This is a genomic window from Rhodococcus sp. GXMU-t2271 (genome assembly GCF_041414735.1).
In the GTDB taxonomy this organism is placed as follows: Bacteria; Actinomycetota; Actinomycetes; order Mycobacteriales; family Mycobacteriaceae; genus Rhodococcus; species Rhodococcus indonesiensis.
Map to the genome: position 1 here is coordinate 72,443 of NZ_JAUIZP010000045.1, position 19,929 is coordinate 92,371.

The following is a 19,929-nucleotide window of genomic DNA, read 5'->3' on the forward strand; positions in this document are numbered from 1 at the left end:
TCGCCCACGTCCGACGGCCGCTGCCCATCCGGCGGGCCGAGTTGTCCACACCCTCGGAGCACGGAAACCCCTGTGGACCAGATCAACTGGTATTGTTCCGCTGTCGACAAGGGGGGTCGAGAAATGTCGAAGTGGGGCGTCGTCGTCTTCGAGCTGGGCAAAGTCGTGTTGTGGTGTGTGGCGGGTGCGCTCGCCATCGGCGGGATATCGGCAGCAGGGAGCCTGCTGGCTCCGGATGTTCCGGAGGCGGTGCCGGAGTGGGCCCCACCGGTCACGACGTCACGGACCGAGTCACCCACTGCCACAACGCCACGACGTGAACTGCCACCGGGATTCCCGTCGATGGAGCGGGCTCCGGACCTGCCCGACGTTCCCGAGGGCGCACCGCAACCGGTACCGACGAAGTTCGGACTCACGTACACCACGCCACCCGGCTGGTTCGGGGGAGAGTCCGTGATGGGGTGGAAGGGCCGTGACGGTCGAATGCTGGTGATCGGTTCGGCGTCCTCTCTCGGGAAGGGGTACTGCGCCGCGGAAGACACGTCCACGCTGGCGTCCGTGGGTGTCACGGGGCGGTCCGCCGGTGACCTGCTGACCGTGGCTGCTCACGAGGTTCGAGCAGTCGAGTGGATGTACTCCGGCGGGGAACAGTCGCCGAAGGTCGAGTATTCGGACCCGGTCCATTTCGACATCGACGGAAATCCGGCGGTCCGGATCACGGCGCTGGTATCCGACATTCCTCCCGTCCACGAATGTGCCCCGCCGGCAGCACGGTGGGACTTCGTGGCCACCACCGGTCTGGCCTCGGCGGAGGTCGTGGTCTTCGTCGTGCAGACGGATCGCGGTGTGGCCGGCCAGCTCGACGACGACTCCATCGACGGCCTCGTCGAGTCGCTGAGGAGGTCGTGATGTCCGAGACATACGAGAGGTTCAGTGCCACCGCGAATCAGATCGCCGGCGCTGCCGTCGCTGCGCAGGAGATCGGCAACGATGTGTTGTGGGCCAACCGGTACCTCGCCGTCCACGGTGAGCCGACCGGCACACTGGACGGTGCACTGTTGCGGACGATCCAGGACGGGTTCCGGGCGGTTCTGCCGTCGGCTCAGTCTCGATTCTTCGTCCTTGCCGACCTCTGCCTGAAGACCGGCATCGAATTGAACCGCTGCGCGTGGATCTACTACGACACGGAGAAACGCAACTACGAACGGCTCAACGCCAACCTCCTCTTTCCGGAATCGATCGACGCACACGGTCCCGAGGCACCGGCCACAGGGCCGGCCCGACCGTACCCCGGTCCCGTGCGGCACGGGGGTGCGCGCAGGATCGAACTCCCCCACCCCGAAACCCCCGACGAGGACGTCCGTGAGGTCGTCGCGGAGGCGGCCGGCTGGCTCGGCGACGTCGACAAGACAATCGAGATGCTGACCGGGTGGAGTCCGATCGCGCAGGTGCTCGAACCGCTGGGCGGAAACTGGAACGAACTGGAGCGCCTCGGCAACGCATACCGCGTCGCCGGGGAGGCGGTGGAGACGAGCGGTGAGAACCTTGCCGCCGTCGTCGGGACACTGGATCCCCACTGGGACGGGCAGGCTGCGCGGGCCTTCACGGACTACGCCGCCCGGATCGTCGATGCCCTCCGATGGGAGGGACCGGTCGGACGAGTGATCGAGGAGACGTGCCACCTGGTTGCGGACAAGATCCGGGAAGGGATCGTCACCGCGGTTCGGTCGCTGAGGGAGATGCTCGAGGAAGAGGTAGCGTTCGACGACGGGGTGCAGAAGCTGAAGTTCGCGCTGAAGAAGGTCCCGTTCGCCGGCACGGCCGTACAGATCGTCACGCTCGCCAGGATCGTCCGGGACACGATGGAATTCGTCGACGACGTCGTGGCCCGCATCCGGGAGCTCACGGACGCGCTGACGATGTTTCTCGACGCTCTGGCGTCGCCGGCGAACGCCCTGCAGGAGCGGGTGGAGCAAGATCTGGCGCCGCTGACCGAGGCGTACGAGCGCACCGGGCACCGGGCGGCGGTGGCCGTCGATCTCGCCGGCGTCGCAGACGTGAGCGGCCCCACGAACAGGCCCACCGAAGCGTATTCGGTCGGCGGGGACCCGTGGGCGGATGCGCCGTGAGGGACGTGCCCGCGCACCTCGACGGTCCGCTCCGGCGCATCCACCGGGCCGTGACGGACCTCGACAGCGCGGTGATCCGCGCGCAACGATTCGCCGGTGCCGGCCGGGACCGAAGTATCGAGGTCGACGAGGCGTTACTGGAACAACTCGCGGCAGGTGAGGACGCGTCGCCCGAGTTGCGCCGGTATGCGGCGAGAGTTGCTGCCGGACAATGCCACTGGTTCGAGATCGAGATGGTGGCACGTCCGGTTCCGCCGGAGGTGGCCGAACTGAGGGCGGACCCCCGGCTCCGGTGGTTCCCGCAGTCGCCGCGTTCCGCGCCCGCAGCCGAGCAGGAGCCCTACCGGATCCCCTGGCAATCGTAACGTCCACGGCGGTGTGTCCTTCGGGCTGCCAGGGCAACCCGAAGGACACACCGGCCGCGTCAGCGGCCGAGGAGGGCCAGGCGTTCGATGTCGGTGAAGTCGGTGCCGGCCGCCTCCGGACGGGACCGCCCGACGAGCGAGCCGACGTACGCGAGCAGGAAGCCGGCGGGTACCGAGACCAGAGCAGGGATGGTCAGCGGGAAGAGCGGGTCGATTCCGTGGATCAGGCCGGTGGGTCCGAGGATGTTGGGGCTGATCGCGACGAGACCGAGGCTGACGGCGAGGCCGCCGACGAGCGCCCAGGTGGCGCCGACGCGATTGAAGCCGCGCCAGTAGATGCTCAGCAGCAGCACGGGCAGGCTGGTGCTCGCGGCGACGGCGAACGCGACGTTGGCCAGGAAGCCGAGGTTGAACCCCTTGGCACCGAGCGCGAGGAACATGGCGACAACGGCGATGCCGAGCAGTGAGAGCCGAGCAACCTTCAATTGCTGCTCCCCCGTTGCCTTTCCACCCTTGATCACATGGGTGTACAGGTCGTGGGCGAACGCGCCGGACGTGGCGATGGCGACGCCGGCGAGGACCGCGAGGATCGTGGCGAGCGTGATGCCGATGATCACCGCTTCGAGGGCGGGACCACCGAGGGTGCCGGCGAGCTGGACGACGGCGAGGTTGCCCTGCGGATGCGCCGCGGCGATGGTGTCGGAGCCCAGGGCCCGGATCGCGCCGTACCCGATGAAGGGCAGCACGAGGTAGAAGCCGCTGAAGATCCACAGGGCGACGACGCCGGACTTGCGTGCGGCACGGGCGTCCTTGACGGTGAGGAACCGGACCATCACGTGTGGCAGACCCATGACGCCGAGAGCGAGCGCGAGCTGCTGGGAGATGATGTCGAACGTCTTGGTCGTGGTCTGCGGCTGCGAGGACGTGGACGCGTCGGGCAACGACTCGACGACGTGCAAGGGACTCGGACCGTACTTGGCGAGGACCAGGAACAGGATCAGGGCGGTGCCGGTGAGTAACAGCCCGGTCTTGAGAACCTGCACCCACGTGGTGGCGAGCATGCCGCCGAACATGGTGTAGACGACCATGAGCATGCCCAGGACGACGACCGCCACCCAGAATTTGATGCCGAGCAGGGCCTGCACGAGCAGACCGGCGCCCACGAACTGGATCACCATGTACATCGCGGAGATGACGATCGTGGTGACGGCGAGGGCGGCGCGCAGTCCGCGGCCGTCGAACCGGGCGGCGACGGCGTCGGCGAGGGTGAAGCGGCCGAGGTTGCGAAGCGGTTCGGCGATGATGAGCAGTACCAGCAGGTACGCGAGAGGCACGGCGGTCGCGTAGTAGAAGCCGCTGAAACCGGCGATGCCGATCATGCCGGTGATGCCGAGAAACGAAGCGGCCGAGACGTAGTCGCCGGAGATGGCGAGACCGTTGCCGACGGGCCCGACCTGTCCTTCGGCGACGTAGTGCGAGTCGGTGGAGGTGTTGCGCTTGGCAGCGAGGTAGGTGATGCCGAGGGTGACGCCGATGATGGCGACGACGATCGTGACGCTCAGTCCCATCCCGGTCACCGCCCTTCGAGCGCGGCGAGATGGGCGTCGACGACCGCGTCCATGCGGCGTGCCCAGCGGGTGTAGACCTGCGCGACGACGAGGATCACGCCGAAGACGGCGAAGCCGACCCAGTAGGCGAGGCCGAGCCCGCCGAGGCGGCCCGAGAGGAGGGTGGTCGACGTGGTCAGGGCGATGTAGCCCATGAACACGACGAGCAGGACGGCCGCGGAGCCGAGCGAGCGGCGCCGGCGCTGCCGGGCCAGGGCGAGGACCGCGTCCAGGTCGGCCCCGGCCGGCCGGGCTGCGACGCCGTCGGCGGGTGCAGAGATATCGAGCGACATGATCACCTCGGTGCGAAGACGGTATCAATCAATCAATGGTTTGATTGATTGGCTGCTCCTACGGTAAGTGAGGACCATCACAAAGCGCAAGGGGGGTGCGGGTGTGGCTCAGTCGCGGGTGTGGATCTCCAACTCGTCCGCGGCGGTTGCGAGCTTCTCCAGCAAACCGATCAGGATCGTCTGCTCGGGCTTGCTCAGGACACCGGTCCACGTCTGTTCGCGCCTGTTGTGCGCGGCATAGGTGCTGGTGATGGCGTCGACGCCGGCTTCGGTCAGAGCCAGCTCGACCGCGCGACGGTCGTGCTCCGCACGCCGCCGCGTTACCAGGCCGTCCCGCTCGAGGGTGTTGACCAGGGCGGACACCGCAGCGCGGCTCATTCCGGAGAGCTTGGCGACACGCTTTGCGTCGCTCGGCCCGGAGAGCCAGAGCATGAACAACACCCGGAACCCCGGCCAGCTCCAACCCTGGGGGCGATGGACGCTGGACTCGAGGTCGTAGACGAGGGCGCTGGCAACGCGAGTCAGCTCGAGGACGAGTCGCATCGCCTGCGGGTCCACCTCCGGCATGACCCGCGTCGTCTTGCGCACGGCGAAGTCCACGAAGCTCAGAAAGTCCAGGTCGTCGACGTTCTCGGCAGGCTCGGTCACGCTGCCAGCGTAGAGACGACAACCCCGGATACGGGCACGAAGTGGTCAAAGGCTTGCACATTCGGTGTGACGCCACTTACATTGGATCCAGTTTTATTCAAACGTTTGATCAAAGGTGGTTCCACATGACCTCACTGTCCTTCGCCTCTTCCGCCGATCTGGGCGAGAAGACGCAGACTCTGGAAGTTCTCGCCGACGGCGTGTACGCCCTCACCGCCGAGGGCGATCCCAATCTCGGAGCCATCGAGGGCGAAGACTTCCTCGTCTGCTTCGAGGCGCTCGCCACTCCCGTCGCGGCCCGCGAATGGCTGGCGAAGCTGCGCGAGCACACCGACAAGCCCGTCCGGTACCTGGTGCTCTCGCACTACCACGCGGTGCGGGTGCTCGGCGCCTCCGCATTCGATGCGCAGACGATCGTCGCGCACGAGGCCACCGCCGCGCTCATCGCCGAACGCGGACTCGAGGACTGGGCCTCCGAATTCGGCCGGATGCCGCGACTTGCCAAGGGCGCCGACTCGGTGCCCGGGCTGACGTGGCCCACCGCGACGTTCGCGGACCGCATGACCATCGACCTCGGCGGCGACCGTGGGGAACTGGTGCTCGAACACGTCGGCCGCGGCCACACCGAAGGCGACCTCGTCGCGTGGCTGCCGCAGCAGAAGATCCTCTTCGCCGGTGACCTCGTCGAGGCCCAGGCTGCCCTCTACACCGGCGACGCCTTCCACCGCGACTGGTCCACCGGCACCCTCGACCGGATCAAGGCGTACGGCGCCGAAGCGTTGGTCGGCGGACGCGGCGCCGTCAGCCACGGCCGGGCCGCAGTCGATGCCGCGATCGAGCAGACCCGCCATTTCCTGCAGGTGATGCTCGACGAGGTCGGAGCGGTGCAGCGCCGCGGCGGCACCCTGAAGGAGGCCTTCGACGCCACGCACGCCGCCCTGCACGAGCAGTACGGCCACTGGCCGATCTTCGAGCACTGCCTGCCCTTCGACGTCTCCCGTGTGTGGGACGAGCTGGCCGGCATCGAACGCCCCGTGATCTGGACCGCGGAACGCGACCGCGAGGTGTGGGCCCAGCTGCAGGGCTGAGCCTGCCACGGCACGAGAGGGAAAGATGATGACAGCGCGCAATATTCACAACGGCACCGTTGCGGTGCTCGGTAACGGGCCCGTCGGTCAGACCACGGCTCTGCTGCTCGCCCGGTGGGGCATCCGGGTGATCGTCCTCGACGGCCGCCCGGAGCGCGACCCGATCGGGTCGAAGGCGATCTGCCAGCAGCGTGACGTGCTCGAGGTGTGGGCGGCGGTAGGGGTCGGCGAGCAGGTCGCCGCCGAAGGCGTCACCTGGGACACCGCAAGCACCTTCTACCGCAACGAGAAGTTGTTCACCCAGCCGTTCGTCGACAACGGCCGCTCGGCGTTCCCGCCGTTCGTGAACATCTCCCAGGCCCGCACCGAGGAACTCCTCGACGAGCGCATCGCGGCCGAACCGCTGATCGAGGTCCGCTGGGGGCATCACGTCGACGGCATCGACCAGGACGAGGCCGGCGTACGCGTGCTGTGCACAACGGCGGACGGCCCGGCCGTCGTGCCGGTCGACTACGCTGTCGCGACGATGGGAGCCCGGGCCGACGCGTTCCGCAGGCACCTCGGTCTGGATTTCGCAGGACGCACGTTCGACGACAAGTTCCTCATCTGCGACATCAAGACCGACATCCCCGACTGGGCACACGAACGCCGGTTCTACTTCGATCCGGAGTGGAACCCCGGACGCCAGGTGCTCATCCATCCGTGCCCCGACTCGACGTTCCGGATCGACTGGCAGGTCCCCGGCGACTACGACCTCGACGCCGAGGCCGCCTCGGGTGCTCTCGACCGCCGCATCCGGCAGATCATCGGCAACGATCTCGACTACGAGATCGTGTGGAAGTCTGTGTACCGCTTCCACGCTCGGCTCGTCGACCGGATGCGCGTCGGCCGGGTCCTCGTCGCCGGTGACTGCGCGCATCTCGTCTCCCCCTTCGGGGCCCGCGGCCTGAACTCCGGTGTCGGCGACGCCGAGAACGCCGCGTGGAAGCTCGCCTTCGTGCTGCGCGGCTGGGCCGACGAGTCGCTCCTGGACACCTACGACACGGAGCGGCGCGCCGCGGCCCTGGAGAACATCGAGGTCACCTCCGCGACGATGGACTTCCTGGTGCCGCAGACCGACGAGCTGCGTGCGCGCCGCGTCCGGATCCTCGGCGCGGCAGCCGGCGACCCGGACGCGCGCGCCCAGGTCGACTCGGGTCGCCTCGCCGAGCCGTTCTGGTACGTCGACTCGCCGCTGACCACCCCGGACCCGACCCGGCCCTTCACCGGGCGACCCGCCAAGGGTGTCGCTCCGCAACCGGTTCCGGGCGTCCTGCTGCCGGACATGCCGGTCCGCGCCGGGCGGGCCGTGCGGCTGCGGGCGCTGGCGCGCGAGGGATTCCTGCTCCTGCACGGCAGCGCCGTGGACCCGGAGTCGGTGCGCACGCTCGCGCTGGGCGCAACCCGAGCGCCGGTGCGCATCCACGGCATCGACGATCTCGACCCGAGCGCAGCGCTCGCCGAGAGTCTGTCCGCAGCGCCGCACGAGGTGTGGGTGATCCGGCCCGACGCCCACATCGCCGCCGTCGTCGACGGCACGGACCCCGAGGCTCTGGTCGCCGCCGTCCAGGCTGCCGCCGGCCGGACTGCGACGCCGCTCGCGGCCGTGGGGTGAGGCCGCTCGCGGCCGTGGGGTGAGACGGCCGCGAGGCGCTCCCGTCCAGCGGGGCGGGAGCGCCTCGCCGTCACCGCCCGGGGCGGCGCTCCCGCTCCGACAGCCCGCCCCACACCCCGTGCCGCTCGCGGCCGAGGACCGCGTGGGTCCGGCACTCCGTCAGCACCGGGCAGCTCGAGCAGATCCGTTTCGCAGCTGCCTCACGCCGTCGCCGCAGGACAGGGTCCTCACCGTCCGGGGCGAAGAAGTAGAACTCGCCGAGGGAGCGGCAACTGCCGCGGAACTGCCACCCGAACCCCGGCCGGGTGCGGGTGGCGGTCATCCGACGATCACCACGATCAGGGTCCGTGGCCCGTGCACCCCCTCGACCCGTTCGAGTTCGATGTCGGACGTCGCGGAGGGGCCGCTGATCATGGTGGTGGGGCGTTCCGGCACCAGGCGCATCAGCGTCTCCGGCACCCCCACTTCGACGTCGGCGAGGGGCACGACGCACACGTGCAGGTCCGGCACGAGGGTCAGCGCACGCCGGCCCTGGTCGGGGCCGCCGTCGAGGAAGATGGTGCCCGTCTCGGCACACGTGACCGCGGAGGCGGTGACGACGCCGTCGAGGCCGCCGAGGTCCGGGGCGGGGATCTCGGACGAGTCCACCACCACGTCGCCGTCGAACCGTGCGAGCCACGACCGATCCAATCCCGCGGGAACCCCCACGCGGCGCACGCCGTGCTCGGTCAGCACCCGGGCGAGCACGCCGGCAAGCTCGGCCGGCGCGCACTCGTGCACGTGCGCCTTGTAGTCGACGAGCCGGTCCACGAGCAGTTCCCGCCGCTGCGCGTCCGGCAGGGTGCGTCCGGTGCGGTAGTCCCGCGGCACCTGCACCGGGACCGGTGGGGCAAGTGTCCGGGCGTCGCGGATCCGGCCGAGGATCACGTCGCGGGTGCTCACTGCTGCCGTCCCTTCTCGCGCGCCTGCGCCAGCGCGGCACGTCCCTCGTCGGAGTTCCACCATTGCCGGAAGGTCTGTTTGGGTGGCGCCGGGATGTCACGGGCTTCTGTCCAGCCGGCGAGCGGACCCGGCAGCGAGGTGATCTTCCCCTTCTTCCCGGCCAGGAGCCGGCCGAGTCCCGCCGCCTTCTGCGCCGCCGTCCAGCGACGCGACGACGACATCGCCAGGGACGCCGCCTTCATCGCGGCCGCCTCGATCCCGAACGACGCGTGCTCGACCTTCTGGTGTCGCAGTTCGACGAGCAGCGACGGGATGTCGATCTTGACGGGGCACGCGTCGTAGCACGCCCCGCACAGGCTCGAGGCGAACGGCAGGGTCGCGTTCGGATCGCCCGGGGCATCCATCCCGGCGAGCTGCGGGCTGAGCACGGCCCCGATCGGCCCGGGGTACGTCGAGCCGTAGGCGTGGCCGCCGGTGCGCTCGTACACCGGGCACACATTCAGGCACGCCGAGCACCGGATACAGTGCAGCGCCTCACGTCCCACTTCGTCGGCGAGCGCGGCGGTGCGCCCGTTGTCGAGCAGCACGAGATGGAACTCCTGCGGACCGTCGCCGGGGGTCACGCCGGTCCACATCGACGTGTACGGGTTCATCCGCTCGCCCGTGGACGAGCGGGGCAGCAGCTGCAGGAACACCTCGAGGTCCCGGTAGGTGGGCAGCAGCTTCTCGATGCCCATCACGGTGATCAGGGTCTGGGGCAGTGTCAGGCACATGCGGCCGTTGCCCTCGGATTCGACGACCGCGAGCGTGCCGGTGTCGGCGATTCCGAAGTTCGCACCCGAGACCGCGACCGGCACGGTCATGAACTTGTGGCGCAGGAACTTCCGGGCCGCAGCCGCGAGATGCCGCGGATTGTCGTCCAGGTCGGGGTCGACGCCCGGCATCTCGCGCAGGAAGATCTCACGGATCTCGGCCCGGTTGCGGTGGATGGCGGGAACGAGGATGTGCGAGGGCTTGTCGTGCCCCAGTTGGACGATCAGTTCGGCGAGGTCGGTCTCGTAGGTCGCGATACCCTGCTCCTCGAGGTGTTCGTTGAGCCCGATCTCCTGCGTGGCCATCGATTTGACCTTGATGACCTCGTCGGAGCCCGTCGCGCGGACCAGCTCGGCGACGAGGGAATTGGCCTCGGCGGCGTCGGCCGCCCAGTGCACGACGCCGCCACGGGCGGTCACCGCGGCCTCGAACTGGATGAGCAGCTCCGGCAGCCGGTTCAGCACGTCGGTCTTGACAGCAGCGCCGGCGTCGCGCAGCTGCTCCCAGTCGGGGAGCTCACCGGTCACGCTCAGGCGCTTGGCCCGGATGGTGTGGGTGGCCTTGCCGATGTTGCGGCGCAGCTGGGTGTTTGCGAGTTCCTCGTGCGCCGCGGCAGGAAACGTCACGGCACCCCGCAGATTTCCGGAGCCGCGCGGAGGAAAGGGCGGCATGCCGAGAGCGGTCACGCGGGCACTCCCTTCGGGGAGACGGCCGGTTCGACCGCGGCGAGGATCTCGGCGAGGTGGATGGTGCGGGTTCCGGTGCGCAGACGCGACAGTCCGCCACCGATGTGCATGAGGCACGACGAATCGCCGGCGCTGCAGTACTCGGCGGCCGTCGACGTGACGTTGCGCAGCTTGTCCCCGAGCATCGCCGTGGAAGTCTCGGCATTCTTGAGCGCGAACGTGCCGCCGAATCCGCAGCAGGCGTCGGCCTCGGGCAGTTCCACGAGGTCGATCTCGCGGACGGCGCGCAGCAGCTGCAGCGGTTTGTCTCCCACCCGCAGCATGCGCAGCGAATGGCAGGTGGGGTGGTAGGTCACGCGGTGCGGGAAGTAGGCCCCGACGTCGGTGACCCCGAGGACGTCGACGAGGAACTCGGAGAGTTCGTACGTCTTGGCCTTCACCTCGTCGACGCGGCTGCACAGCGCCGGCGAACCGTAGCGACCGGCGACGATCTCGTGCTGGTGCCGTACGGACCCGACGCAGGATCCGGACGGGGCGACGATCGCGTCGATGCCGTTGTCGCCGAAGGCATCGGCGTAGTTCTCGACGAGCGGCAACGCGTCGGGCTGGTAGCCGGTGTTGACGTGCATCTGACCGCAGCAGGTCTGGCCGTCGGGGAAGACGACGTCGTGGCCGAGCCGCGTGAGGAGGAGGGCGGTGGCCGAGACGGCGTCGGGGAACATCGTGTCCCCGAGGCACGTCGCGAACAGGGCGATTCGCATGTGGATCTCCGCATCGGGTGTATGTGGTCAGACCACAGTAACCCATGGTAGGTGCCCTGCGTCACCCCCTGTCCGATTTTCTTCCGAATCCCCTACGGCCCTGGATTGTGACCGAGGTCATGGTGTACGGTCCTGTGGTCTGACCACAGATCCCGTCGCGGTCCGCGGCGCAAACCTGGAGTTTCATGTGGAAACCGAACTGCTCGCGGTGACGTACACACCGTCGACCACCGCCGTCGCCGGCAACCTCACCGCGACGGCCCTGCTGGGCCTGGTCCCCCTCCTGACCTTCTTCGTGCTCCTCGCCGGCCTCAAACTCAAGGCCTGGTACTCCGGACTCGGTGCGCTCGCCGTGGCCCTCGTCGTCGCCGTCGTCGGCTTCGGCATGCCGGCGCCGCTGGCCGGCCTGTCCGCCCTGCAGGGCTTCACGTTCGGCCTGTTCCCGGTCATGTGGATCGTCGTCACCGCGATCTGGTTCTACGAACTCACCGTCGTCAGTGGACGTTTCGAAGACCTACGGCACGTGTTCAACTCCGTCGGCCACGGCGACATGCGCATCCAGGCGATGCTCATCGCTTTCTGCTTCGGCGGAATGCTCGAGGCGCTCGCCGGTTTCGGGGCACCGGTCGCCATCACCGGTGCGATGCTCATCGCGATCGGCATGCCGCCGATCCGCGCCGCAGTCACCGTACTCGTCGCGAACACCGCCCCGGTCGCATTCGGCGCCATGGCAATTCCGATCACCACCGCCGGAAACCTCACCGGTATCCCGGCGACCGAGATCGCTGCCGTCGTCGGCCGGCAGACGCCGGTGCTCGCCTGGTTCGTGCCGATCCTGTTGCTCTTGCTGGTCGACGGCCGGCGCGGCGTCCGTCAGGTGTGGCCGATTGCGCTGGTCACCGGCTTCGCGTTCGCGATCGCGCAGTACTGGTGTTCGAGCCACTTCTCGTACGAGCTCACCGACGTCGTCGCCTCTCTCGTCGGCCTCGCCGCAGCCGTGGTCATGCTGCGCTTCTGGCGGCCGAGCACCCCCGACGACCAGCACTCGCACGTGACCGCGGAACCGATCGGTGCCGCGCGCACGGCGATGGCGCTGTTCCCGTACCTGCTCGTGATCGTCGTGTTCGGGATCGCCAAGCTGTGGACGCTCGGCGTGGACGTGCCGAAGTGGCTGGCGAGCACCGACATCAAAATCGAATGGCCGGGCTTGTACGGGAATCTGCTCACCGCGAGCGGCGATCCGTCGACCGGCGCGATCTACACACTGCCGTGGTTGTCGAATCCCGGCACTCTCCTGCTGTTCTCGGGCATCGTCGTCGGCATCGTGTACACGGTGTTCAGCGGCGGCGGCCGGTTCCCGATGACCCTGCGCCTGACCCTCAGCACCTTTCCCGAGACACTGTGGAAGATGCGGCTTTCCGTCGCCACCGTGGCCACGGTACTCGGCTTGGCCTACGTGATGAACCACTCCGGGCAGACCGTCGCCATCGGCACGTGGCTCGCCGGGACCGGCGCGATCTTCGCGTTGCTGTCGCCGATCCTGGGCTGGCTGGGCACCGCGGTGACCGGTTCGGACACCTCCGCGAACGCACTGTTCGCCCGGCTGCAGCAGACCGCGGGACAGGCCGCGGGCATCGACCCGACGCTGCTGGTCGCGGCGAACACCTCGGGCGGTGTCGTGGGCAAGCTCATCAGCCCGCAGAACCTCACCATCGCGGCGACCGCCGTCGGCCGGCCGGGCAGCGAGCCGCTGCTGCTGCGCAAGGTCGTCGGCTACAGCGTCGGCATGCTGGCCCTGCTGTGCGTGCTGGTCTACCTCCAGTCGACTCCGGTGCTGTCGTGGATGCTGCCGTGAGTCGTCCCCCGGGCGGGCACGGCACGGGGCCGGCTCTGCCGCACGCCGGAACGTCGCGCGCCCGGCCGCCGGGCGTTCGGGTCCGGCGACCGGCATAGGCTCACACCATGCCGCACTCCGAGCCCCGCGCATGGGAGACCGTGTTGAACCACCTCGAGCAGCAACTGGTCTCGGGACAACTCGCGCCCGGCCAGCGGTTGCCCGGGGAGCGCATCCTGGCTGCCGATCTCGGCGTGGGCCGCTCGTCGGTGCGGGAGGCCCTGCGCGTCATGGAGGCACTCGGGTTGCTCAGCGCGCAGACCGGATCCGGGCCGACGGCGGGCGCGATGATCGTCTCGCGTCCGACCGGGGGCATGTCGATGCTCATGCGCATGCAGGTGGCGGCGCAGAGCTTCCCGGTGGCGGACGTGGTCCGGACCCGACTCGTCCTCGAGACGGAGGTGATGCGCGCCCTGGCCGAGAGTGATCCGGCGCCCGACCTTGCCCACGCGGAGCAACTGCTCGACGCGATGGACGACGCCGGGCTCGCGGCCCACGAGTTCCTGGTGCTCGACGCCCGGTTCCACATCGCGATGGCGGACGCAGCCGGGAACCAGGTGATCGCGGCGATGATGACCGGACTGCGCGACTCCATCGAGAGCTACGTGCTCGCCGGCGCTCCGCTCGTCACCTGGCCCACGACGTGTGCCCGGCTGCGGTGCGAGCACCGGGGACTGCTCGAGGCGGTCCGTACCGGCGACGCCGACCTCGCCCGTTCCCGCATCGTCGATCACATCCGCGGCTACTACGCGGAGAGCCTCGGGCGTGACCACACCCGTCCGGACGACCCCGGAACGGAGCACTCTCCGCCTCGTGTATAGTCGGTGATGCAACGCGGGGTGGAGCAGCTCGGTAGCTCGCTGGGCTCATAACCCAGAGGTCGCAGGTTCAAATCCTGTCCCCGCTACCACCGCCGGCCCGGACTCTCACGAGTCCGGGCCGGTTTCGTCGTATCGGCCTAGTTCGGCTCGCCTCGCGCTCGTCCCGGCCTCGTCGAGCGGAGGCATCGTCCGTCTCGATAGTGGTGGCGACCGATACATTCGCTCTGTCCGGGCGGCGCGGACGGGTAGATTCCGGCTGTGAACGGATCTGTCGGGCGACCGCGGAGAGTGCGATGAGCGAGGACGGGCCGGCCCCGCTGCCGGCACACCGCAAACGCAACGGACCCCGGGCTCCACAGTGGCTTCGCCCGGCGATCCTGTACGTCCTCCTTGCCGTCGCCGCCTACCAGCTGTCAGGTTGGCTGTTCCACAATCTGCGCGGCTTCCTCGGACTGCTGTTTCTCGCATGGCTGCTGAGCATCACGCTCGAGCCCGTCGTCGACCGGCTCGAGCGTTACGGCCTGCGCCGGGGAGCGGCCACCGGATTGGTGCTGTTCGGACTGCTGGCGTTCGCCGTCGGATTCGTCGCTCTGTTCGGGACGTTGCTCGCCGAACAGCTGGGCCAGTTGCTGAAAGCCTTGCCGGACGCGCTGACCTCGGTCACCGAATGGGCCAACCGTGTCTTCGACACGAACTTCACCACGGGCCCGGAACTGCTGCGGCTGACCCCCGAGACGGTGCGCGACCTGGTCCAGCGGTTCACCCCCGGCGTGCTGGGCGTGGTGTCGTCGGTGGTGGGCGTGGTCTTCCAAGCCATGACGATGCTGCTGTTCGTGTTCTACATGTCGGCCGAGGGCCCGGCGATGCGCCGCACGATCTCGAGTTGGTTCCCGGCCCGGCAGCAACGAGTCATCTCGACCGTGTGGGAGATCTCCGTCGAGAAGGCCGGTGGGTACGTCGTCTCCCGCCTCATCCTCGGTGCGGTCAGCGCCGTGGGCACCGGCATCTTCCTCATGATCATCGGCGTGCCGTACTGGCTGCCGCTCGCGTTGTGGACCGGGATCGTCTCGCAGTTCGTGCCCACCCTCGGGACGTACCTGGCGATCGCGCTGCCCGCGATCATCGCCGCGGCCAACCAGCCGATCGACGGGTTGTGGGTGGTGCTGTTCGGCACGGCCTACCAGCAGGTCGAGAACTACGTCCTGCACCCGCGCATCACGTCGAAGACCGTGTCGATCCATCCGGCCGTCGCGTTCGGATCGGTGATCGTGGGGGCGTCGCTGTTCGGTGCGATCGGCGCGCTGGTGTCGGTCCCGGTCGTCGCTGTCCTCCAGGCTCTGGTGGAAACGTACGGCCGGCGCTACGAACTCGTCGTCGACACCGGCAACACCGGCGACACCGTCGACACCGGCGACCCGGACGACGCCGCACCCGGCCCCGAACCGGGCGACCGCTGAGCGGCTACGCCCGGGGGATCCGGCCCATCAGGTAGAACTCCGGATTGGGCATCATGCCGGCGACACCGGCCATCCTGTTGCTCAGACCGAAGAACGAGGTGACGGAGGCGATGTCCCAGGCGTCCTCGTCCGTGAAGCCGTGTGCGTGCAGAGCCTCGAAGTCCGCGTCGTCGATCTCGTACGCCCGCTCGTTGACCTTGGTGGCGAAGTCGAGCATCGCGCGCTGACGCGCAGTGATGTCCGCGGTGCGGTAGTTGATCGCCACCTGATCCGCCACGGTCGGCTTCTTCTCGTAGATCCGCAGGATCGCCCCGTGCGCGACGACGCAGTACAGGCAGTTGTTGGCGGCGGAGATCGTCGTCACGATCATCTCGCGGTCACCCTTGGTCAAGCCGGAGTCCTCGCGCAGCATGATCGCGTCGTGGTAGGCGAAGAAGGCTCGCCATTCCGCGGGACGTCGCGCGAAGGTGAGGAACACGTTGGGCACGAAGCCCGACTTCTCCTGCACCTCGAGCACCCGGGTGGCGATGTCCTCGGGCAGGTCCTTCAGTTCCATGGCGGGAAAGCGCGTACTCACGGGGCCTCCTGGTCCGTCGCGACAACGAACCTCGAAGTTAATCGCTGTTAACCGAGTTGTCCAGATCGCCCGGCTCGCGGCACGACTACCGGTCGAACCACGCCTGCGCGTCGAGCCGGACGTCCTGACCGCGCGTGACGGCGCGCAGGTCGCCCTCCAGGCGCTCGAGCCGGTCCGCGCCGAGCGTGCGTCCCCACTCCGCCCGCAGGTCGTCGAAGATCACCGCCGACCGCCGCAGGCAGTCGAGGCCACGGTCGGTGAGCACGACGATCCGCGCCCGCGCGTCCGACGGATCCGGCTCGCGCCGAACGTAACCGAGACGCTCGAGCCGGTCGACGGTCTTGCCGGCGGCTTGCTTGGAGACGCCGAGGCGGCGTCCGATCTCGCTCGCCGACGCGCCGGTCGCCCCGACGGCCTGTATCGCGAAGCCGTGGGCCGGCCGCACGTCCGGGTGACCCTCCTCGGCCAGCCGTCGATGCAGTGCGTCGACGAGCGAACGGAATCCGGCGAACAGGAGAAGAGGCAATTCGTAGCCCGGGGCCGGGTCTTGCGCCGTTTCGACAACTCGGTTTACTATTTCGTCAACCACGTTGTCTATCGTATCGGAGGTCACCCGTGTCCACAGCATTCCTCCACCATCGACCCGAGACCGCACCCCCGGCGTCGCGGGCCACCATGGCAGCGATCGAGCAGAAGTTCGGCTACGTGCCGGCAGCCGTGGCGCTCATGGCGGAATCCCCCGAACTGCTGTCCGCCTTCACCCGCGCCGGCGCGCTGTTCGAGCGCAGCAGCCTCGACGAACTCGAGCGCGAGGTGCTGGTGCTGACGATCGCCACGCGCAACGAATGCCACGTCTGCGTCGCACTGCACACCGCCGCGCTGACACGGATGGGCGCGCCGGGCAACCTCGTCGACGCCCTGCGGGCCGGCCGGCCGCTCACCGATCCGCGACTCGAGGCCCTGCGGACATTCACACTCGCCGTAATCGACTCGGCGGGCGCGGTCCCGGCCGACCGATGGGCCACGTTCACCGCCGCCGGCTTCACCACCCGCCATGCACTCGACGTCGTCCTCGGCGTCGGCACCTTCACCCTCTCGACGCTCGCCAACCGCCTCACCGGTGCCGAACTGGACCCGCCGCTCGCCCCGTTCGCGTGGCACCCCGCTCCCGCTCCCACGCCGACGCCGACGGGCCGAATGTCACATTCGGTCGGTCAGATCGACGCGGTGTGACATTCGGCCCGTAGGTGTTCGGCCCGTAGGGTGTTCGGCCCGTAGGGTGTTCGGCTCGTGAGCCTTTCGGGGACGGTGAGGTCAGACGAGAAGGGTCGCGGCCGTCGCGGCGACGACGTCGTCGACGCTCACGCCGGGCGCGGTCTCGACGAGCTTCAGGCCCTCGTCGGTGACGTCGATGACGGCCATGTCGGTGATGATCCGCTGGACGCAGCGCTTGCCCGTGAGGGGCAGGGTGCACTCGTCGAAGATCTTCGGGTCACCCTTCTTCGTGACGTGTTCCATCATCACGATGACGCGCTTGGCACCGTGGACGAGGTCCATCGCGCCACCCATGCCCTTGACCATCGCGCCGGGGATCATCCAGTTGGCGATGTCGCCCTTGGCGGAGACCTGCATCGCGCCGAGGACGGCGACGTCGATCTGGCCGCCGCGGATCATCCCGAACGACTGCGCCGAGTCGAAGAACGACGCGCCGGGGATGGTGGTGATGGTTTCCTTACCGGCGTTGATCAGTTCGGGATCGAGCTCGTCCTCGGTCGGGTACGGGCCGACGCCGAGCACGCCGTTCTCCGAGTGCAGGATGACCTCGACGCCCGGGTCGAGGTAGTTGGGCACCAGGGTCGGCATGCCGATGCCGAGGTTGACGTACTGCCCGTCCGAGAGTTCCCGGGCCACGCGCGCGGCCATCTGCTCGCGGGTCAGCTTCTTCACGGTGGTGGCGGTCTGGGTCATGAACGAACCGTCCGATTCTCGATGCCGACAGTGACAGGTCCGACGGGCACGACGCGCTGGACGTGGATGCCGGGGGTGTGGATCTCGTTGGGGTCGAGTTCGCCCGGTTCGACGAGGTGCTCGACCTGCGCGATGGTGATGCGGCCCGACGTGGCGGCGGGCGGGTTGAAGTTGCGGGCGCTCGCGCGATAGACGAGGTTGCCGTGCCGGTCGCCCTTCCAGGCGTGGACCAGGGCGTAGTCGGCGACGATTCCGCGCTCCATGACATAGGTCTCGCCGTCGAACTCGCGGACCTCCTTCGGAGGCGACGCGACCGCGATGCCGCCGTTGCCGTCGTAGCGCAGCGGAAGCCCGCCCTCCTCGACCTGGGTGCCGACGCCCGCCGGGGTGAAGAACGCGGGGATGCCCGCACCCCCGGCGCGCAGCCGCTCGGCGAGGGTGCCCTGCGGGGTCAGTTCCACCTCGAGCTCGCCGGCGAGGTACTGGCGGGCGAACTCCTTGTTGGAGCCGACGTAGGAGGAGATGGTGCGGCGGATGCGCCCCTTCTCCAGCAGCACGCCGAGGCCGAAGCCGTCGGTGCCGCAGTTGTTGCTGACCGTCTCGAGGTCGGTGGCGCCCTGTTCGAGCAGCGCGTTGATGAGGATTTCCGGGACGCCGACCAGGCCGAATCCACCCACGGCGATGGTGACGCCGTTCGGGATGTCGGCTACGGCCTCGGCGGCGGTGGCAACGACTTTGTCCATGCCTCTACGATAGCGATAATCGTGCGGAATGTGAACCCTCGTCCGTCATACGAACCATTTCGACACTGTTTCATTTTGGAATATTGATTCGCGCCGAGGGAGCCACTAGCCTTGTACGCATAGCGTCCCTCCGTCCATATCGCGAACACGCGCCGAACACCGAGGTCTCATGCTTCATCTGCCGCCCCGCTTTGCGCGCCCCGAAGGCGCACACCCGCCGCTGGACTTCCCCGACTACCGGACCACCGCGCTGCGCCGCCCGGCCCAGCCGCTGACGTTGATCCCGCAGCGGCTCGGCGAACTCACCGGACCCGTCTTCGGCGAGGACCGCGTCCAGGAGGGCGACGCCGACCTGACCCTCGCCCACGGAGGCGAAGCCGCCGGGCAGCGCATCATCGTGCACGGCCGGGTTCTCGACGGCGACGGCAAGCCGGTGCCCCACGCGCTGGTCGAGGTGTGGCAGGCCAACGCCGCCGGCCGGTACCGGCACGTGAACGACAACTGGCCCGCCCCGCTCGACCCGCACTTCGACGGCGTCGGCCGGTGCGTCACCGACGCCCAGGGCAATTACCGGTTCACCACCGTCAAGCCCGGCGCTTACCCGTGGCGCAACCACCACAACGCGTGGCGCCCCGCCCACATCCACTTCTCGCTGTTCGGCACGGCGTTCACCCAGCGGCTCGTCACCCAGATGTACTTCCCCGACGACCCGATGTTCTTCCAGGACCCGATCTACAACTCGGTACCCGCCGAGGCACGGCATCGCATGGTCAGCGTCTTCGACTACGACGCCACCGTCGACAACTGGGCCCTCGGGTTCCGCTTCGACATCGTCCTGCGCGGCCGCGAGGCCACCCCCTTCGAGAACGAGGAGGACGACGATGAGTGAGTTCGCTCCTCGTTACCCCGTCACCCCCGGCGACCAGAGCACGGCCCCGTTCGGCCCGACGCCGTCGCAGACCGTCGGCCCGTACTGGAAGATCGGCCTCGACTGGGGCGCCGACGGCGAGAACGTCGTCCCCGCCGACACCCCGGGCCGGATCACCGTGCGGATCACCGTGATCGACGGCGACCGTACGCCGATCGCCGACGCGATGCTCGAGACCTGGCAGGCCGACGCCGACGGCCGGTTCGGCACCGACGGTTTCCGCGGCTTCGCCCGCAGCGCCGCCGACGAGAGCGGCACCGCCACCGTCCACACGATCAAGCCCGGCGCCCACGAGTCCGACACGGACGCCGACGAGGCGCCGCACCTGAACATCGGGATCTTCGCCCGCGGCATGCTCGATCGTCTCTACACCCGCCTGTACTTCCCCGAGGACCTCGCCGCGCACGCGACCGACCCGGTGCTCACCGCGCTGCCGGAAGCGCAGCGGCGCAAGCTGATCGCCGAGAAGTCCGACGACGGGTACACCTGGACCGTGTACGTTCAGGACCTCGATCCGAACGGTGTGGAGACACCGTTCTTCGCGATCTAGACGGG

The 19,929-nt window shown here is 68.8% G+C and carries 22 protein-coding genes and 1 tRNA gene; 12 read left to right on the forward strand and 11 right to left on the reverse strand.

Annotated features, from left to right (window positions below):
- Positions 1–123 precede the first annotated feature (123 nt).
- From QYS60_RS17650 to QYS60_RS17660, 3 genes are read left to right on the forward strand one after another with little or no spacing between them, the layout of a single operon-like run.
- The gene (locus tag QYS60_RS17650; protein WP_371383791.1) at positions 124–909 is read left to right on the forward strand and encodes a hypothetical protein; all 786 of its coding nucleotides are present in this window, start codon (positions 124–126) and stop codon (positions 907–909) included.
- On the forward strand, positions 909–2,129 hold the full coding sequence (locus tag QYS60_RS17655; RefSeq protein WP_371383792.1) for a WXG100 family type VII secretion target: 1,221 nt from the start codon (positions 909–911) through the stop codon (positions 2,127–2,129). Before QYS60_RS17650 ends, QYS60_RS17655 begins: the two co-directional genes overlap by 1 nt.
- Complete coding sequence (locus QYS60_RS17660) at positions 2,126–2,494, forward strand: hypothetical protein (protein WP_040781050.1); 369 nt, start codon at positions 2,126–2,128, stop codon at positions 2,492–2,494. The genes QYS60_RS17655 and QYS60_RS17660 overlap by 4 nt, the downstream gene beginning before the upstream one ends.
- Positions 2,495–2,553: 59 nt before the next feature.
- Here the strand turns inward: QYS60_RS17660 and QYS60_RS17665 are convergent, their stop codons facing one another.
- The 3 genes from QYS60_RS17665 to QYS60_RS17675 form a co-directional block, all read right to left on the reverse strand.
- Positions 2,554–4,062 carry a cation acetate symporter gene (locus QYS60_RS17665; protein ID WP_289377422.1) on the reverse strand — a complete coding sequence of 503 codons (1,509 nt, stop codon included), beginning with the start codon at positions 4,060–4,062 and terminating at the stop codon, positions 2,554–2,556.
- Between the two features lie 5 nt (positions 4,063–4,067).
- Entirely contained in the window at positions 4,068–4,394 is a 327-nt protein-coding gene (locus tag QYS60_RS17670; protein ID WP_371383793.1) for a DUF485 domain-containing protein, read from the reverse strand.
- A 108-nt stretch (positions 4,395–4,502) separates the two neighbouring features.
- A complete protein-coding gene (locus QYS60_RS17675; protein ID WP_054372057.1) occupies positions 4,503–5,042 on the reverse strand; it encodes a MarR family winged helix-turn-helix transcriptional regulator in 540 nt (179 codons plus the stop codon).
- A gap of 125 nt (positions 5,043–5,167) precedes the next feature.
- Between QYS60_RS17675 and QYS60_RS17680 the strand changes: the two genes are divergently transcribed.
- Together QYS60_RS17680 and QYS60_RS17685 are read left to right on the forward strand one after the other, a co-directional pair.
- Positions 5,168–6,130: an MBL fold metallo-hydrolase gene (locus QYS60_RS17680; RefSeq protein ID WP_289377421.1), complete on the forward strand. Its 963-nt coding sequence runs from the start codon at positions 5,168–5,170 to the stop codon at positions 6,128–6,130.
- 28 nt (positions 6,131–6,158) lie between these two features.
- A complete protein-coding gene (locus QYS60_RS17685) occupies positions 6,159–7,784 on the forward strand; it encodes an FAD-dependent monooxygenase (RefSeq protein WP_371383794.1) in 1,626 nt (541 codons plus the stop codon).
- A gap of 70 nt (positions 7,785–7,854) precedes the next feature.
- Here the strand turns inward: QYS60_RS17685 and QYS60_RS17690 are convergent, their stop codons facing one another.
- From QYS60_RS17690 to QYS60_RS17705, 4 genes are read right to left on the reverse strand one after another with little or no spacing between them, the layout of a single operon-like run.
- On the reverse strand, positions 7,855–8,106 hold the full coding sequence (locus tag QYS60_RS17690) for a WhiB family transcriptional regulator (RefSeq protein ID WP_289377419.1): 252 nt from the start codon (positions 8,104–8,106) through the stop codon (positions 7,855–7,857).
- Entirely contained in the window at positions 8,103–8,726 is a 624-nt protein-coding gene (locus QYS60_RS17695) for a lactate utilization protein C (RefSeq protein WP_371383795.1), read from the reverse strand. Before QYS60_RS17695 ends, QYS60_RS17690 begins: the two co-directional genes overlap by 4 nt.
- The gene (locus QYS60_RS17700) at positions 8,723–10,225 is read right to left on the reverse strand and encodes a LutB/LldF family L-lactate oxidation iron-sulfur protein (protein WP_371383796.1); all 1,503 of its coding nucleotides are present in this window, start codon (positions 10,223–10,225) and stop codon (positions 8,723–8,725) included. Before QYS60_RS17700 ends, QYS60_RS17695 begins: the two co-directional genes overlap by 4 nt.
- Positions 10,222–10,986, reverse strand: coding sequence for a (Fe-S)-binding protein (locus QYS60_RS17705; RefSeq protein ID WP_003934478.1), 765 nt, complete (start codon positions 10,984–10,986; stop codon positions 10,222–10,224). Before QYS60_RS17705 ends, QYS60_RS17700 begins: the two co-directional genes overlap by 4 nt.
- Before the next feature lie 187 nt (positions 10,987–11,173).
- Here QYS60_RS17705 and QYS60_RS17710 point away from each other — a divergent pair, with 187 nt between their 5' ends.
- From QYS60_RS17710 to QYS60_RS17725, 4 genes are all read left to right on the forward strand, one after another.
- Positions 11,174–12,841, forward strand: coding sequence for an L-lactate permease (locus tag QYS60_RS17710; protein ID WP_003934479.1), 1,668 nt, complete (start codon positions 11,174–11,176; stop codon positions 12,839–12,841).
- A gap of 107 nt (positions 12,842–12,948) precedes the next feature.
- Positions 12,949–13,701, forward strand: coding sequence for a FadR/GntR family transcriptional regulator (locus QYS60_RS17715; RefSeq protein WP_371383797.1), 753 nt, complete (start codon positions 12,949–12,951; stop codon positions 13,699–13,701).
- A gap of 12 nt (positions 13,702–13,713) precedes the next feature.
- Positions 13,714–13,790: transfer RNA gene (locus QYS60_RS17720), tRNA-Met, on the forward strand.
- A gap of 204 nt (positions 13,791–13,994) precedes the next feature.
- The gene (locus QYS60_RS17725; RefSeq protein WP_371383798.1) at positions 13,995–15,158 is read left to right on the forward strand and encodes an AI-2E family transporter; all 1,164 of its coding nucleotides are present in this window, start codon (positions 13,995–13,997) and stop codon (positions 15,156–15,158) included.
- A 4-nt stretch (positions 15,159–15,162) separates the two neighbouring features.
- Here the strand turns inward: QYS60_RS17725 and QYS60_RS17730 are convergent, their stop codons facing one another.
- Both QYS60_RS17730 and QYS60_RS17735 read right to left on the reverse strand, forming a co-directional pair.
- Positions 15,163–15,714 (reverse strand): peroxidase-related enzyme, encoded by a 552-nt coding sequence (locus tag QYS60_RS17730; protein WP_371383823.1) that lies wholly within the window; start codon positions 15,712–15,714, stop codon positions 15,163–15,165.
- A 106-nt stretch (positions 15,715–15,820) separates the two neighbouring features.
- On the reverse strand, positions 15,821–16,324 hold the full coding sequence (locus tag QYS60_RS17735) for a MarR family winged helix-turn-helix transcriptional regulator (protein ID WP_371383799.1): 504 nt from the start codon (positions 16,322–16,324) through the stop codon (positions 15,821–15,823).
- Positions 16,325–16,350: 26 nt separating this feature from the next.
- Between QYS60_RS17735 and QYS60_RS17740 the strand changes: the two genes are divergently transcribed.
- Entirely contained in the window at positions 16,351–16,968 is a 618-nt protein-coding gene (locus tag QYS60_RS17740; protein WP_238586263.1) for a carboxymuconolactone decarboxylase family protein, read from the forward strand.
- A gap of 81 nt (positions 16,969–17,049) precedes the next feature.
- Here QYS60_RS17740 and QYS60_RS17745 read toward each other — a convergent pair whose 3' ends face one another.
- Complete coding sequence (locus QYS60_RS17745) at positions 17,050–17,703, reverse strand: CoA transferase subunit B (protein WP_003934485.1); 654 nt, start codon at positions 17,701–17,703, stop codon at positions 17,050–17,052.
- Positions 17,700–18,446, reverse strand: coding sequence for a CoA transferase subunit A (locus QYS60_RS17750; RefSeq protein WP_003934486.1), 747 nt, complete (start codon positions 18,444–18,446; stop codon positions 17,700–17,702). Before QYS60_RS17750 ends, QYS60_RS17745 begins: the two co-directional genes overlap by 4 nt.
- Positions 18,447–18,615: 169 nt before the next feature.
- Between QYS60_RS17750 and pcaH the strand changes: the two genes are divergently transcribed.
- Both pcaH and pcaG read left to right on the forward strand, forming a co-directional pair.
- Positions 18,616–19,335 carry a protocatechuate 3,4-dioxygenase subunit beta gene (gene pcaH, locus QYS60_RS17755; RefSeq protein WP_054372046.1) on the forward strand — a complete coding sequence of 240 codons (720 nt, stop codon included), beginning with the start codon at positions 18,616–18,618 and terminating at the stop codon, positions 19,333–19,335.
- Positions 19,328–19,924: a protocatechuate 3,4-dioxygenase subunit alpha gene (gene pcaG / locus QYS60_RS17760; protein ID WP_371383800.1), complete on the forward strand. Its 597-nt coding sequence runs from the start codon at positions 19,328–19,330 to the stop codon at positions 19,922–19,924. The genes pcaH and pcaG overlap by 8 nt, the downstream gene beginning before the upstream one ends.
- The last annotated feature ends 5 nt before the right edge of the window (positions 19,925–19,929 follow it).

Excerpts from the sequence above, each read along its gene's own strand:
- QYS60_RS17650 (WP_371383791.1), top strand. The coding sequence starts at position 124 with ATGTCGAAGTGGGGCGTCGTCGTCTTCGAGCTGGGCAAAGTCGTGTTG.
- QYS60_RS17655 (WP_371383792.1), top strand. The coding sequence starts at position 909 with ATGTCCGAGACATACGAGAGGTTCAGTGCCACCGCGAATCAGATCGCC.
- QYS60_RS17665 (WP_289377422.1), bottom strand. The coding sequence starts at position 4,062 with ATGGGACTGAGCGTCACGATCGTCGTCGCCATCATCGGCGTCACCCTC.
- QYS60_RS17670 (WP_371383793.1), bottom strand. The coding sequence starts at position 4,394 with ATGTCGCTCGATATCTCTGCACCCGCCGACGGCGTCGCAGCCCGGCCG.
- QYS60_RS17680 (WP_289377421.1), top strand. The coding sequence starts at position 5,168 with ATGACCTCACTGTCCTTCGCCTCTTCCGCCGATCTGGGCGAGAAGACG.
- QYS60_RS17685 (WP_371383794.1), top strand. The coding sequence starts at position 6,159 with ATGACAGCGCGCAATATTCACAACGGCACCGTTGCGGTGCTCGGTAAC.
- QYS60_RS17690 (WP_289377419.1), bottom strand. The coding sequence starts at position 8,106 with ATGACCGCCACCCGCACCCGGCCGGGGTTCGGGTGGCAGTTCCGCGGC.
- QYS60_RS17705 (WP_003934478.1), bottom strand. The coding sequence starts at position 10,986 with ATGCGAATCGCCCTGTTCGCGACGTGCCTCGGGGACACGATGTTCCCC.
- QYS60_RS17715 (WP_371383797.1), top strand. The coding sequence starts at position 12,949 with ATGCCGCACTCCGAGCCCCGCGCATGGGAGACCGTGTTGAACCACCTC.
- QYS60_RS17725 (WP_371383798.1), top strand. The coding sequence starts at position 13,995 with ATGAGCGAGGACGGGCCGGCCCCGCTGCCGGCACACCGCAAACGCAAC.
- QYS60_RS17730 (WP_371383823.1), bottom strand. The coding sequence starts at position 15,714 with ATGGAACTGAAGGACCTGCCCGAGGACATCGCCACCCGGGTGCTCGAG.
- QYS60_RS17745 (WP_003934485.1), bottom strand. The coding sequence starts at position 17,703 with ATGACCCAGACCGCCACCACCGTGAAGAAGCTGACCCGCGAGCAGATG.
- QYS60_RS17750 (WP_003934486.1), bottom strand. The coding sequence starts at position 18,446 with ATGGACAAAGTCGTTGCCACCGCCGCCGAGGCCGTAGCCGACATCCCG.
- pcaH (WP_054372046.1), top strand. The coding sequence starts at position 18,616 with ATGCTTCATCTGCCGCCCCGCTTTGCGCGCCCCGAAGGCGCACACCCG.
- pcaG (WP_371383800.1), top strand. The coding sequence starts at position 19,328 with ATGAGTGAGTTCGCTCCTCGTTACCCCGTCACCCCCGGCGACCAGAGC.